The organism is Haloferax elongans ATCC BAA-1513, from assembly GCF_000336755.1.
In the GTDB taxonomy this organism is placed as follows: domain Archaea; phylum Halobacteriota; class Halobacteria; order Halobacteriales; family Haloferacaceae; genus Haloferax; species Haloferax elongans.
Genome location: NZ_AOLK01000019.1, coordinates 82,298 through 95,140, shown reverse-complemented (window position 1 = coordinate 95,140; position 12,843 = coordinate 82,298). Strand labels below are relative to the sequence as shown.

The window sequence follows — 12,843 nt, the reverse complement described above, 5'->3', positions numbered from 1 at the left end:
AAGCGGCTCCGCCGTCGGCTTACGCCGTGATGATGGACGCGAGTTCGTCGCGGTCGAACAGTTCGCCCGAGAACGTGTCGGGGAAGTAGCCGGTGGCGTACCGCTCGACGAGGAAGAGGTGGTGAAGCGGGCCTGCGTAAATCGGACCGCCACGGAACACCCTCTCGTTCTTGACGGCGCTCAGTTCGGACGCGACCTCGTGGTTCTTCATGAACTCGAGGACCGTGCTTCTGAACTCCTCGCGCGTCTTTCCTTCGTGTCCGCGCAGGAGAATCGAATCGGGGTCGACCTCCAGGAGCGTCTCGTAGTCGATGGTACCACGGTTACTCTCGGAGAGTCCCTGAATACCCGTGTCGGCGAGAGCGTCGGTGAGACCGATGTCGTCGGTCGCCTTCTTGTTCGCTCCCTTTCCACTCAGACGAGCGGGGTAGAACGACTCTGGCTCGTTACTGCCCTGCCAGCAGAGGAGCGCATTCGGACGACTGTCCGGGCCGGGGAGCTTCGTCTGGACATCCGTGATGTACTCGTCGTGTAAGGCTTTGATCTGTTCGTACTTCTCCACTTCTTGGTGGACTTCTGCGACCTTCCGGAACGCCTCGTACATCGAGTAGTAGCGGTAATCGTGCCACGTGTCTGTGCGCCGGAAGATGGTATTCCCGAAGAACGGGCCGACGTTGTTCGAGATTTCTTCGATGTCGGCGGGTTCGAGCTTGAAGCCCTTGTTGTTGATGAGCCACTGCGGGTCGATCATGTGGAGGTCGCTATCCAGATTGTAGAAGACCTCCTTCGAGATGCCCGAGTCACCGACGATTTTCGTCAGCGAGTCCGTGTCGAAGCTGACTCCGTCGAGTTCGTCGTAGTGGTTGACGTGGAAGCGCGAGGGAAGCCCCATGCTGGTCACGGTGTCTCCGTGGCCGAGTGCGACCGCCATGTCACCGTAGTCGGGGAAGTAATGCGCGACCGTTTCCGGCGGCTCGTCGAGCGTCACTTCGCCGACCGGCTCCATCGACACCGAGTAGCTCGTGTCTTCGGGCGTGCCCGTCGCCGTCTCGGTCTGGGTCGACTCCGTGGTAGAACTGGTCGTCGTCGCTGTCTCCTCCGACGAGGAGCCACTGCAGCCAGCGAGTCCGGCTGTCAGTGCGCTCGCGCCGATACCAAGGAAGTGCCTTCGGTTCAGGTCCATATGTTTTTGGCCTGCCTAAACATATAAAAGCCCGTCGAAGTTTAGGCGAGCCTAAATGCTCCGGTCGGGCAATGAGACAGGTCCGATAGCCGGGGGGACTACCATCTCGAAGTTATAGACGCTGAGCCGGCCACGCAGAGAGGTACCATCAGACTGAGAGTCTGGCGGGTTCAATCCCGAGTTCTGCGAAGAAATCAGCGACGTGGGGGACGCGCTCGGTGAGTTCATCCGGCGCGTGCGAGTCAGTCCCGACAGTGAACGAAACGTCGTACTCACGGAGCACCTGTAAAAACGGAGGCGTCGGGTGGTACTTCCCAAAGTCGTCGAAGACGCGGCCAGCATTCAGTTCGGTACTCGTCTTCGAGCGTTCGAGCGCCTCGGCGACCTGTCGGTAGTGAGCCTCTGTTGCGAACCCTCGAAGGGCAGAGTTCCGTTCGAACAAGTCGATATGGGCCACGATGTCGAACAGTTCGGAGTCGATTAGCGCGACGAGTTTCTCGAAGTACGTATCGACCAACGCGGCTCGCTCCGGTTCAGATTTGTCGGCGAAGTATGGTTCGTAGTGGACGTGAACGTCTTCGAGATGGTGGACACTCCCGATGGCGTACTGGAAGCCCGCCTCGTCGAGAAACTCGCCGATGGCGTCCTCGTCGCGGGGGTCGTAATCCATCTCGACGGCGTCGTAGATTTCGATATCGAATCGCTCGCGGAATCGCTCGATTGCCGACCGGCGTCGGTCGTAGGTCATGTCGAGGTTGAACCCGAGATTGCTTCGGATCTCGACCATCGCGTCGCGCTCGGAGACGTTGCAGTGGTCCGAGATACCGATTCCCGAGAGTCCCGACTCGCTGGCCGCCTTCAGCATCTGGCGGAGAAACCGGCCATCAGAGTAGATGGAGTGGGTATGGTAGTCGTAGTCGACCATAACTGAGTCAGTGTTGCTCCGCCGCATTAACTGTGTGTTGCTTTTTCGTCAGAACCGGAGTGAATTGCGGTGCTCACTGTCCTGACCTGCATCGCGAAGCCACTGAGAAGTCAGTTTAGAGGACGTCGACGGGAAAGTAAACACGACAGTCGGTATGCCCACCTATCGAGGCACCGTTCCTAAGAGGACTGACTCGACCTCCGAATTCGCAGTTGAACTCCTCGAAAGAACATGAGAACGCCCACGACGAGTAACGCGAGGTCGACGATATCGCCGCTTCGGAGGTATAAGACGCTACTAAATGCAGCTATCAGGGATCCACCCACCAGTAGATAGTACACGGATTGGATGCCGCCTCGAATCACACTTGCAACGACCAACAACCCATAGAGAACCACACTGAAGGTCAGTTCGAGGTCCGTAGGCGGGACTTCTCGAATGTATATATGGTAGATTAACAACAGAGGGACAACTGACAGAATGAACAACTGACCGGTGTCCGGACGGCGAAACTCAACCATTACCTCGTCTTTCTCCACAACCTCGAAAAATGTATTTGTTCCGTACTTTGTTGTGTCCACGAAAAGTGGCCTTCAGTTTGTCGTTTCGAATACCATCCGACACCCCCGAGAGATTCCTACGGTTCGAGTGCCTCTGGTGAGGTCCATACGCTCATGTCGTGACCGACACCGACAACACCACCTTGTTGAATAGGTGTCCACATCTGGGGGTCATGGGCAGGTTCGCTGGCTAACAGGAAGTGGTCGGCTGTTCCGCGTTCGATGACCCACGGTGGCTCATTCAGATTTTCGTGATCGATCGACGGCGCGTGGACAAAGAGAGGTTTACCCCCCTGGTGGCCGATGAGAGTTTGGCCATCGGTGAGGACGAACGTCAGGTACGTTCGGTCAGACGGACCATCCGGGTCAGTGTGCATACCGCCACCTAATTCAGCGACTCGTGTTACGACTGGACGAATGATCTCCCAGAGGTCCTTTGGACTGCCGGAAAATCTTCCATCATCGTCGAGGTGGCCTGCATCAGACAAGGCTGTGAGTAATACATAGAACAGAATCTCGCTGTCTGTGTCTCCCAAAATGTGGGGTCGCAGGTCTGAAGCAACCCCCTCGCGTAGGGTTGAGCGTACTTCGTCGAATCCAGCTATATTTCCGTTGTGCGCGAACACCCATCGTCCATACTGGAAGGGGTGGGTGTTACCGATAGTGTGGTCTCCATGCGTCGCTCGGCGCACGTGCGCAACCACGGTCTTCGACTCGATTTGGCTCGAAAGAGTATCGTAGACAGGAGTGTCGGCAGCCATTTCCGGGCTCTTTACCAGTTGTGGAACTCCCTGTACGTAGTGGGCAACACCCCAACCATGTGGATTCGTGTGACTGAGTCGTTCGAGGGAACAATCCGCATCAATCAACGCCCTCTCGATGGGGCACGTAACGTGGCTCCGAAGGGCAAACATCCGACACATCGTTATACCTGCCACCGTTCCTGTGCAATCTCATGAACTATATGCTCGACACATTCTGAGCCCTCACTTGCTGCATTCATCAGCCCGCTAAATCCTGTCCTCGCATCGCCAACGACGTAGACCCCAGGAACGTCAGTTCGCCCCGGTTCGTCGGCATCGTAGACTTCCATCCCCCAATTCATTGTCGTTTCGACACCGAGCTTTTTGGGCAGGTCTGAGGACGGAACGGAGCAGTCGTCGAACACGAACCCCGACTCACGCTGAACACGGTCCCCGGTATCGAGTTCGACAGCTTGCAAATTCCCGTCGGTCGAAACTAACTGCGATACCTCTTCTTCGACGACCTGCACGTCCCGCTCGTTCATCGCAGAGACAGTAGACGGGTCGAGTTTGGTGCCGTTTGTGAAGACGACGATGTCCGAGGACCAGTTTCGAATCAAGGGGACGAATTCACTGACTCCTTTACCTCCGAAGACGGCGAGAGCTTCGTTTCGGTGTTCGTACCCATCACAAAATGGACATGGGTAGACGCTATTTCCGTAGACGTCCTCGATTCCAGGGAGCCCCAACTGTTCAAGTTCGTTACGACGTCCGGTTGCGACGACAATGCGGTTCGTGGTCAATCGAGTCCCATCCTCCAGTTCCACCTCGAATCCAGAACCAGATTCTCGGGCTTCAATCGCCTTCCCTTCGATATACCGGACAGTATCGTACTTTTGTAACTGGTCTTTTGCTATCTCAAGTAGTTCCATCGGGTGGGCACCGTCGCGTGTGAGGAATCCATGCGAAGCTGTCGTCACGGCGTTACGTGGTGCTTCTGCGTTGACGACGGCGGCTTGCAGCGAGGCACGACCGGCCACAAGTGCTGCACTCATTCCAGCAGGCCCGCCACCAATTATGAGAACGTCGTGATCCACCTCACTGTCGTCAGTCGATTGCATAACTTTTGCAATCAGGACTATAGGGATAAGGTTGTCGTTCCGAAGTGATGAAATATCAATTTCCCAATCACCCATCTAAAACGCCAGTAATAAGCTTCAAATCTGTTCCACAACCACAGAGACCAGCCTTCCGAATGCGACACAGGTGTTGTCTTTTGAAATCCTAAATGCGGTTGATATGCAACCTTTTTTCTGATGGTGCACCCAAGTGCCGATACCAATGACCGAGGCTGTACTACAACAACTCCAAGACGACCGCGAATGTGAGGGACTGCTCGAGTGTATGCTCGGCCTAAATAAACTCGATAAAAGGGTATTTCAACTGTTGGTGGAGCGTCCTGAACCACTTTCTGTAGACCAGATCGCGGAACTCATCGATCGCGAACGGACGACTGCGTACCGTTCGGTCAAACGGCTTCAAGAAACGGGAGTTGCTGTGAAAGAACAAGAAAGCAAGAGTAAAGGTGGCTATCAGCACGTGTATCGGGTCACCGACCCTGACGAGATTGCAGATGGACTCCAACAGATGCTCAACGAGTGGTACGCTGACACCGGACAACTGATTCAGGAGTTCCGAGATACGTATTCCCAGGACTCGTCTGCCGAAATAAATCCATAGAACCATGAGCGAATCACACGACAGCAGTGACGAATTCACGCCGCAGCAGTACGACGACGCCAGCGCAGCCTACGAGGAGTACCAGACGTGCCTCTCCTACATCGGTGAACACGGGGCAATCGAACGCGACGATATCGTGGTCGACATAGGAACCGGAACCGGAAACCTTGCGTTAGAACTCGCCCCAAAGTGCGAACTGATCCTCGGGAGAGACATCGATGACGAGTGGCTTCAATACGCCCAGGAGAAGGCAGCGGAGCAGGGCGTTGAAAACATCTCGTTTGACCATGGCTCATTTCGGGAACCAAACGTGGACGAGCCCGTCGATGTCGTCGTGACGAGCTACGCGTTCCACGCGGTTTACCACGAAGGCGGTGAGGAAGAATTACGGGCCGCAATCGAGGGCATTTCGTCGTTGAACCCGCGCTATCTCGTCGTTGCGGACAGGATGATCTTCGGTCCGAGGGAGTCACACGATGGTTATGACAAACTTCCGACAATGGGGACTGTTTCGAACCTGCTCGTCGATGCAGGCTTTCGGCTCGTCGACGTAGAACCTATCAGTGCTTCTGACGGTGTCCTCGTTGCCACCCGGACAAGTCGATAACCGGGCGGGAAGAGGAGACTTCAGCCCCGGTACCCCGATATGGTGACAGCGACAGCGGTCGTAGAGTTAGGTCTGTCAGCCCTGTCCGTCCGGATATCCAGGTAGGAAACTAGTTCATCTGTACCAGGTATTGCCGTGGGGGTTCAGTATGTTCACTTATAGATGCAGATGGCATTGGTATCAATCTCCAGAACCAACTCGGCGTGGTTCGGCGCTCTATAGCGTCTTCAAATCACTGGGCGGCCCATTCGGTACGATCAGATTTAGTATAGCACTATACGATATATCCACCTCAAACCGAAGAGACACGCTATTATGCTAAATTCGGTTGTCTGGTGGAGACAACCGAATCATGAAACCAGACAAAAATCCAATACAATAGCTCAAAAAGCGGAATATCCAACTCACAGCAACGAACCAGCACAGAGCGAGCGCTTTGTCTGGTGCAAAAGACCGGCTGATTCACCCAAAGCGACCACAGACAACTTCCGCGAAGACACCACACACCGCACCGCCTCCAGTCACTCAACACGACCACAAGAGAGAATCAACCAACACACCAGTAGGTCGTCGAACCGTCGTTCAGGCCTTCCGAAGTTTGACGACGAACACAGCACCACACTCGCCGTTGTCTTCGACCCAAACCTCACCCCCGTATCCCGAGACAATCGTATCGACGAGGTAGAGACCGATACCGGTACCCGGACTTTCGAGGCCCTTGTTCCCGCGACCGAATACTGTGTCTTTCTTCTCGTCGGGGATTCCGGGGCCGTTATCGGCGATTCGAACGAGAACGTGGTCGGATTCCTCGTCGACAGTAACGGATATTTCAGGAGCGTCCGTGTCATTGTGACGGACTGCATTCGTCAGGAGGTTGCGGAAGACCGTGCCGAGCATATCGTCGGCCAACACCTGAGCACCGTGGATGTCGTTCGAGAGCGTAATCTCGGCGCGTTCGTTGCCAACGCGGACTGATTCGATTTCACTCCAGAGAACACTCCCGACAGAGACGCTTTTCGCTGGTTCGTCGTCGCCATCGAGCATCGTCTTCATCAGACTCCTGACCGTATCGGTGAGTTCAGAAGCGTGCTCGCTGTTCCGGATTATCGTCTGCAGGCGCGTCTCGGCGGCCGTGTCGTCGACCATCTCTTCGACGAGCCGAGCGTTCCCCATGACGACTCCCATGTCGTTGTGGATGTCGTGGCTGACGATTTGATTGAGCAAGGCGAGTTTCTCGTTTTTCGCCTCGATAATCTGTTTTTGTCGGTGGATTTCGGTGACGTCTCTGAGAACGATTACCCACCCGATGGCGCGGGTTTGGCTGACGAGTTCCTGTGCGCGCACACTGAGAAATACCGGGTCGTCGTCCACCGACCCGACCTGAACGCTATCGTTTCTGGAGGACGTCAGGTCGATCCCGGAAGATATCTCGTCAACCGAATCACCGATTTCGGCACCGAAGTCCGTGAGCAACTCCATCCCCCGGTCGTTCGCGTGAATGATTCGCTCGTTCGAGTCGAGAACGAGTACTCCGTCGGGGGACTCCTCCATCGCAGTCGTGTAGGCAATCGGTGGCAGGTCCAAAAACCGGTATCTGAAGATAGCAAACCCGAGGAGTGTCGAGGTAACTGCCGCAGAAGTGGGAATAAGGTTCACACCATCGCTGCCGAACGGCGGCACACCGAGCGAAGAGAACAGGACGAAGACGAACGGAGCGGCGATGCCCGCGCTAATCAGAACCGCCTGTGGCATGTACGACCGCCCGAGACGCACCGCCTCGTACACGACGATTGCAATCGCGAGCATCGACAAGAGCGCGTTGTAGAACGTGTGCAGGACCAAGTGTCCAACCCCGACATCGACGCGCATCACGACGACACCGCCGGTCTGGAAGAGTCTAGTCGACTCGAACGCGACGCCCGACGGGTTCGTTAACAGAAGCCCGAGATAGAGAGCCGGAACAGCGAGGAGCCCAGCGATTACGCGAGGTCGGAACCACTGTTCGCGGCCGGTGTACGCGAGTGCAAACAGCAGAGCGAAGGCCCCGAGCGGAGCGACCCCGATATAGAGAAGCCGATACGCCAACAGCTTCACGCTCGGGACTGTACTCAACAGTTTGAGTGCGGCGAACCCTGTCCACACCGCGAGACCGACGTTCACTGCAAAGAACGCGGACAGCACCGGGGTTCGCCCATGCTGAAGGATGTACCGAAGGCCGTAGACACCGAGGATGACCGAAATCAGCGTCGCAAGGAGGGTCGGGTACGCGAATATCGTCTGTTGCCAAGTCATGTTATATCATATCGTGTCTTTGAGAACCGCAGTCATCAGAATCTGAACATCCACGTAGAATTGAGTAGAGTACATAAACATAGTGTCTGCAGTTCGCATATAGCGTAGACTGCTGTTGTAATAGTCATTCAAATATTCTGTAGTGGACAATATTTGACGGTGCAGTTCCACAGACCGACACCACTATGTCCGCAGTAATCCGTCGATAACCACCGAATTGAAGGTGGACAGGTGAGAAGTCGCCCTCGGCATACCCGGTAGTATGTCATTCGTCCCACCCAAACACCCATAGCCCCTGGCGCAAAACAGCGGTGCATCGTGAGTCGCGACGACTACGAACTCGTCGACACCTACAGTACGATAGAGACACACGAATCCCTGACTCGGTGGTCACAGGAATACTGCTCGCGCGCTATCGAGACGTACGAGTTCGACATCGCTCTCAGTGCTGTGGACTGGGAAGTCTCGACCCGGGCGAAGCGGCGAGCGGCGGCAGTCAAGACACCACAACTCGACGACGCCACAGTCGGCGAGCCGATAGACTGGAGTTCCCACTCGAAAACCGCTCCGTCTTCGGGAACCCCACCAAACTGCACGATTTCACTTTCGTGGCGAGCGTTCGAATCGTTCGACAGAAGCGAGTGGACCGCCACGCTCCGCCACGAACTCGTTCACGTCGAGCAATTCCAGGCGTACGGAACGACCGACCACGGACCGGCGTTCAAACGCCGGGTCGAAGCGGTGGACGCACCGGTACGGGTTCGGCGGTTCAGTACGCCGAAATACGTCCTCTCGTGTGACGGCTGCGGCGAAACGGTCGCGCACCGATATCGCGATTGCAAACTCGTTCGGCAGGCAGACTCGTATCGGTCATCGTGCTGTGAATCTTCTCTCACCTGCGATAAATTCGATTCTGCAGACGATTGAATGTGTGAGAGTGGAGGTGGATAAATCAGTATTGGCTCGCCCCTATGCAAATTTCAAAATTTGTAGAAATCTTGGATATTGTAGAAATCTGAGAATTTCTTTGTGTGCTATATGACAATTATGCCGTGTGTGAACAGCCGCCAACAGGAGTATTTTACAATCCTAAGTTATTTACCGAATATTGCACCTAGTATTGGACACATGTCCATCACTCAGCCACCAGATGAACGCAGCGTCGCGCTGGTTACGCCTCCAAGCCGTGTAGACTACGCCGGTGGTATCGAGGCTGTAGTGGCGGATAGTTCGGAGACCGCCATCGAAACGGGGCGATTTGACCCCCGTAATCAGCTTCCAGACCCAGACAGATTCGACGTTGTCATCGTGACCGGGTCGTACGCGCGCATCGGTGACGACAGCGACTGGATCGAGGGACTCCAGTGCTACATTCGAAAGCGGGTGGCTGCACGCCAGCCGACTGCCGGGGTGTGCTTCGGGCACCAACTCGTCGCCAGCGCGCTCGGAGGGTGCGTCGAGGCCCTTCCCGAAGGGGAAGCGGGATACAGACAGGTCGAACTCACAGAAAACGGACGCAAACACCCACTCTTCGAGGGTGTTCCAGACCAATTCGAGACCTTCCTCTGGCACCTCGACCACGTCACAAGCGTACCGGACGGCGCAACGGTGCTTGCACGGAGAGATGAGACGATACAATCCTTCGCTCTCCAAGACGCGCCCGTTGTCGGGATTCAATTCCATCCAGAGGTCACGCCGCGAGTAGCCCACGAACTCGCCGCGCAGGCCGACGCGTCGACACCGTCAGGCGATGCTATCGTCGAAACGATACCCAACGAACCAGCCGAGCCGGTCCGGGTGTCACAGCAATTCTATCGGAATCTGGTGGCAGCACCTCGACTGGGAGACATCCAGTAGCCAACTGGTCTCCGAGAAAACAAGACGAGAGTTGTCCGGGTCGAGTCGGTGAATCGGACCGGGTGAATCGAATCAGGTGCGAACGGGTTTTCCGTTAGATTTCGAGGACCCGTTCGTGGTCGTCGTCGAGTGCCGACGCGTCCTCGGGAAGGAGAGCGACGACGACGTATTCGGCGTGTTCGTGGATATACTCGACCAGTGCTGCGATACGTTCGGAGTCGATAGCCTCCAGCGAGTCGAGGAGGATGAAGGGGAGTTGCTCGGCGACATCGTGGACGAGATAGCCCGCGAGTCCGAAGACGAGACCGATGACTTCCCGTTCGCTCTCGCTGAGGTGCTGGACAGTGTCTTCGTAAACCGACCCCGTTTCGGTCTGTCTGACGATGTGGAGCTTGAACTCGCGCTTTTCGCCCGATTTCCCACGCCCGGTCGACTCTTGGTGGATGCGTTCGATCCAGATGCGTTCGATGTTCTCGTACTCGAGCGTGTCGAGGACGCGCTCCATGTGGTCGTTGAACGCCTCGACTGCCTCCTCTTCGATTCGGTCGATGCGACCACGGAGTTCGCGAATCTCTTCGTCTATCTCTTCGCGCCGTCCCGTGAGAGATTCCAGTTCTTCGTGTCGGGCTCTGGCCTCGTCGAGGCGCTCGCGAACCCGCTCACGCTCGTCTTCGAGTCGTTCGAGTTCGAGCTCGACGCGGTTTGCCTGCGAGTGAAGCTCGACTAACTCGTCGCCTTCGTCGTCGGTCTCTTCGACGTCGGCTTCGATGTCTTCAATCTCGTCGCGAAGCGTCGACTGCCGGGATTCGAGTTCCTCGATACGTGCCTCGGTTTCGTCTCGTTCGGCGAGCGTCTGTTCGAGTCGCGCGTCGAGTTCACGCCGGCGTTCTCGCCGCTCTTCTATCGTGTCGAGACGCGACGAGAGTTCGTCTATCGCATCGCGTGCGTCCCGGCGGTCGGAAGCCAAACTCGCCCGGTACGACTGCAAGTGCTCGATAGTCGATTCGATGGTGTCAGAAGAAACCTCAGAACCACAGGTCCAACAGACGACTTGGTCATCAGCGAGGAGTTTATCGGTCACATCCCCTCTACCGTTGTCGTCGCGGAGTGCATCCCCGATATCGTCGTCCGTCTCCGCGAGCATCGACTCGTTCACGCGAACGATGTTCTGAATCTCGTTCATCTTCGATTCGAGCGACCGAACGCGTTCGCGCTTGTCTGCGAGTTTCGATTCGAGTTGCTCCGGCGAGTCTGCGGTCTCTTCGGGCAGTTCGTCGAGCGCTTCGCGGATGTCTTCTTCGTCGTCTCGCAACGCTTCGAGACTCTGTCGTTCGGTTTCGAGTCGGAACCGAACGTTTTCGAGCGTCGACCGCAGTTCGTTGAGTTCGTCGAGTAGTTCGTCGTCTTCGGACTCGGTGGTGCGCTCTGTCGACTCGATTTCGTCTTCCAGCGCTTCGAGTCGTTCCTGACTGTCGTCAATTTTCGTCTCGAGTTCCGCCTCACGCTGCTCTAAGTCGCCGATAGTCCGCTCTACCGCGTCCTTCTCACCGAGTTGCTCGTCGACTTGTCGTCGCTCGGCTTCCAACTGCGTAATCTGCGCTTCGATGGCGGTCGTATCGACGGGCCGCATGATGAGTTCCCGAAGGTCGTCGCCACGTTCGACGGCCTGACGCGCCTCGTTAGACTCCAAGAGGAACGCAAAGAGGTCTGCAAGTTCCGGGTCAGAGAGGTACGGTTCGCCCCGTGTGACGACGCTCGACCCTTCTCGCTTGAGATATCGCGTGTACGTCTCGTCGCCGATGGTCAGCAACACGTCACCTTCGTCTGCGTCGGCCTTCAACGAGGCTCTATCGCTTCCGAGCGCGGCCATGACCGCCTGAAGGAACGACGTTCGGTTCGTCGCGTTTCGACCCACGAGTATCGTGATACCGGGCTCGAACGACACCTGAGTTTCCTCGATGCCGCCGATGTTCCGTGCAGTGACCGTGATGTCGGCGACACGGTTCGTAACAGTCATGCGTTTATCCATCATCTCGCGACAAATAAATGTTTGTAAAAGATTACACCGGTACAAGTGTAATGGCCACACTTATTTGGCTCGTCACCCTCACACTAGTGTATGACTGACAAACGGCCAGACCCAACCAATTCGAAGGTCGGTCGCCTCATCCAATCGTACGATTTGGATGGGTTGGGCGCGGAGTTAGAACAACGCTGGACTGACGACGAAGAAGCCGAGAGTCTCCGAGCGCTCGCAGAATCGTTCAACCACGAACTGCTTCAGGCGGCGGCGATGGACGCCGGTCTCGACCTCCTGAGCGGTGAAGTCGAGTCGCTGTACGACGCGCTGACGGACGACGACGTGACGGGCGGTGAGCGAACGAGGGCGCGCGGGCGGCTCGAGCGCGCTGGCGTCGACGTCGACCAGTTGGACTCGGACTTCGTCTCTCATCAAGCGGTCCACACGTATCTGACAACCTTCCGCGGTGCCTCGAAAGAGCGACGCAGAAGCGACCCGACAGAGCGCGTTCAGCGTCTCCGTGGACGCTTGGCTGCTGTCTCTGAGAGTGCTATCGAATCTGCCGGAAATAACGGTGACCTCGAAGTCGGCTCACCGGACGTCCTCGTCGACGTGCAGGTACTCTGTACTGACTGCGGGAGACAGTACGGGTTCGACGACCTCGTCGAGCGCGGTGGGTGCGACTGCTCGACCGGCGAGTAACGCCGGTCTCGGGGTGAACGAGATTCCTCGCTCCCCCGATTGTGATTGTTTTTCTACCACAATATGAGAAACAGTTCGGGTTCTAGTCGGGGGCATACGACGGACCACACAGTTCTAGTTGCCAAATTCCGGTTCAATTTTGCCACCCATCATAGAATATATCAGATAGCAACGTAAAAATTCTACAAATTTTAAAATTTTCACACATCCCAAT

At 56.3% G+C, this 12,843-nt stretch carries 11 protein-coding genes; 5 read left to right on the top strand and 6 right to left on the bottom strand.

Annotation, left to right across the window (positions count from 1 at the left end):
• Positions 1 to 19: 19 nt before the first annotated feature.
• The 4 genes from C453_RS11340 to C453_RS11320 form a co-directional block, all read right to left on the bottom strand.
• Positions 20 to 1,183, bottom strand: a complete 1,164-nt coding sequence (locus tag C453_RS11340) for an ABC transporter substrate-binding protein (protein WP_008324637.1) — start codon at positions 1,181 to 1,183, stop codon at positions 20 to 22.
• A 148-nt stretch (positions 1,184 to 1,331) separates the two neighbouring features.
• Positions 1,332 to 2,108, bottom strand: coding sequence for a PHP domain-containing protein (locus C453_RS11335; protein WP_008324636.1), 777 nt, complete (start codon positions 2,106 to 2,108; stop codon positions 1,332 to 1,334).
• A gap of 637 nt (positions 2,109 to 2,745) precedes the next feature.
• A complete protein-coding gene (locus C453_RS11325) occupies positions 2,746 to 3,582 on the bottom strand; it encodes a class II glutamine amidotransferase (protein WP_083881600.1) in 837 nt (278 codons plus the stop codon).
• A gap of 11 nt (positions 3,583 to 3,593) precedes the next feature.
• Positions 3,594 to 4,607, bottom strand: a complete 1,014-nt coding sequence (locus C453_RS11320) for an NAD(P)/FAD-dependent oxidoreductase (protein WP_152418046.1) — start codon at positions 4,605 to 4,607, stop codon at positions 3,594 to 3,596.
• Between the two features lie 145 nt (positions 4,608 to 4,752).
• Between C453_RS11320 and C453_RS11315 the strand changes: the two genes are divergently transcribed.
• Both C453_RS11315 and C453_RS11310 read left to right on the top strand, forming a co-directional pair.
• Positions 4,753 to 5,151 carry a helix-turn-helix domain-containing protein gene (locus C453_RS11315; RefSeq protein ID WP_049907648.1) on the top strand — a complete coding sequence of 133 codons (399 nt, stop codon included), beginning with the start codon at positions 4,753 to 4,755 and terminating at the stop codon, positions 5,149 to 5,151.
• Between the two features lie 4 nt (positions 5,152 to 5,155).
• Positions 5,156 to 5,758: a class I SAM-dependent methyltransferase gene (locus C453_RS11310; RefSeq protein WP_008324631.1), complete on the top strand. Its 603-nt coding sequence runs from the start codon at positions 5,156 to 5,158 to the stop codon at positions 5,756 to 5,758.
• A gap of 582 nt (positions 5,759 to 6,340) precedes the next feature.
• On the opposite strand, the gene C453_RS11305 is transcribed toward C453_RS11310, so the two are convergent.
• Complete coding sequence (locus C453_RS11305; protein ID WP_008324630.1) at positions 6,341 to 8,050, bottom strand: sensor histidine kinase; 1,710 nt, start codon at positions 8,048 to 8,050, stop codon at positions 6,341 to 6,343.
• A 318-nt stretch (positions 8,051 to 8,368) separates the two neighbouring features.
• On the opposite strand from C453_RS11305, the gene C453_RS11300 reads away from it, so the two are divergent.
• On the top strand, positions 8,369 to 8,977 hold the full coding sequence (locus C453_RS11300) for a SprT-like domain-containing protein (RefSeq protein WP_008324629.1): 609 nt from the start codon (positions 8,369 to 8,371) through the stop codon (positions 8,975 to 8,977).
• A gap of 201 nt (positions 8,978 to 9,178) precedes the next feature.
• Entirely contained in the window at positions 9,179 to 9,907 is a 729-nt protein-coding gene (locus tag C453_RS11295; protein ID WP_241430739.1) for a type 1 glutamine amidotransferase, read from the top strand.
• Between the two features lie 94 nt (positions 9,908 to 10,001).
• On the opposite strand, the gene C453_RS11290 is transcribed toward C453_RS11295, so the two are convergent.
• On the bottom strand, positions 10,002 to 11,924 hold the full coding sequence (locus tag C453_RS11290) for an archaea-specific SMC-related protein (RefSeq protein ID WP_008324627.1): 1,923 nt from the start codon (positions 11,922 to 11,924) through the stop codon (positions 10,002 to 10,004).
• 102 nt (positions 11,925 to 12,026) lie between these two features.
• On the opposite strand from C453_RS11290, the gene rdfA reads away from it, so the two are divergent.
• A complete protein-coding gene (rdfA, locus tag C453_RS11285) occupies positions 12,027 to 12,629 on the top strand; it encodes a rod-determining factor RdfA (protein ID WP_008324626.1) in 603 nt (200 codons plus the stop codon).
• Positions 12,630 to 12,843: the final 214 nt, after the last annotated feature.

Coding starts and splice junctions, on each gene's coding strand:
- C453_RS11290 (WP_008324627.1), bottom strand. CDS start 11,924: ATGACTGTTACGAACCGTGTCGCCGACATCACGGTCACTGCACGGAAC.
- rdfA (WP_008324626.1), top strand. CDS start 12,027: ATGACTGACAAACGGCCAGACCCAACCAATTCGAAGGTCGGTCGCCTC.
- C453_RS11310 (WP_008324631.1), top strand. CDS start 5,156: ATGAGCGAATCACACGACAGCAGTGACGAATTCACGCCGCAGCAGTAC.
- C453_RS11325 (WP_083881600.1), bottom strand. CDS start 3,582: ATGTTTGCCCTTCGGAGCCACGTTACGTGCCCCATCGAGAGGGCGTTG.
- C453_RS11305 (WP_008324630.1), bottom strand. CDS start 8,050: ATGACTTGGCAACAGACGATATTCGCGTACCCGACCCTCCTTGCGACG.
- C453_RS11335 (WP_008324636.1), bottom strand. CDS start 2,108: ATGGTCGACTACGACTACCATACCCACTCCATCTACTCTGATGGCCGG.
- C453_RS11315 (WP_049907648.1), top strand. CDS start 4,753: ATGACCGAGGCTGTACTACAACAACTCCAAGACGACCGCGAATGTGAG.
- C453_RS11320 (WP_152418046.1), bottom strand. CDS start 4,607: ATGGGTGATTGGGAAATTGATATTTCATCACTTCGGAACGACAACCTT.
- C453_RS11295 (WP_241430739.1), top strand. CDS start 9,179: ATGTCCATCACTCAGCCACCAGATGAACGCAGCGTCGCGCTGGTTACG.
- C453_RS11340 (WP_008324637.1), bottom strand. CDS start 1,183: ATGGACCTGAACCGAAGGCACTTCCTTGGTATCGGCGCGAGCGCACTG.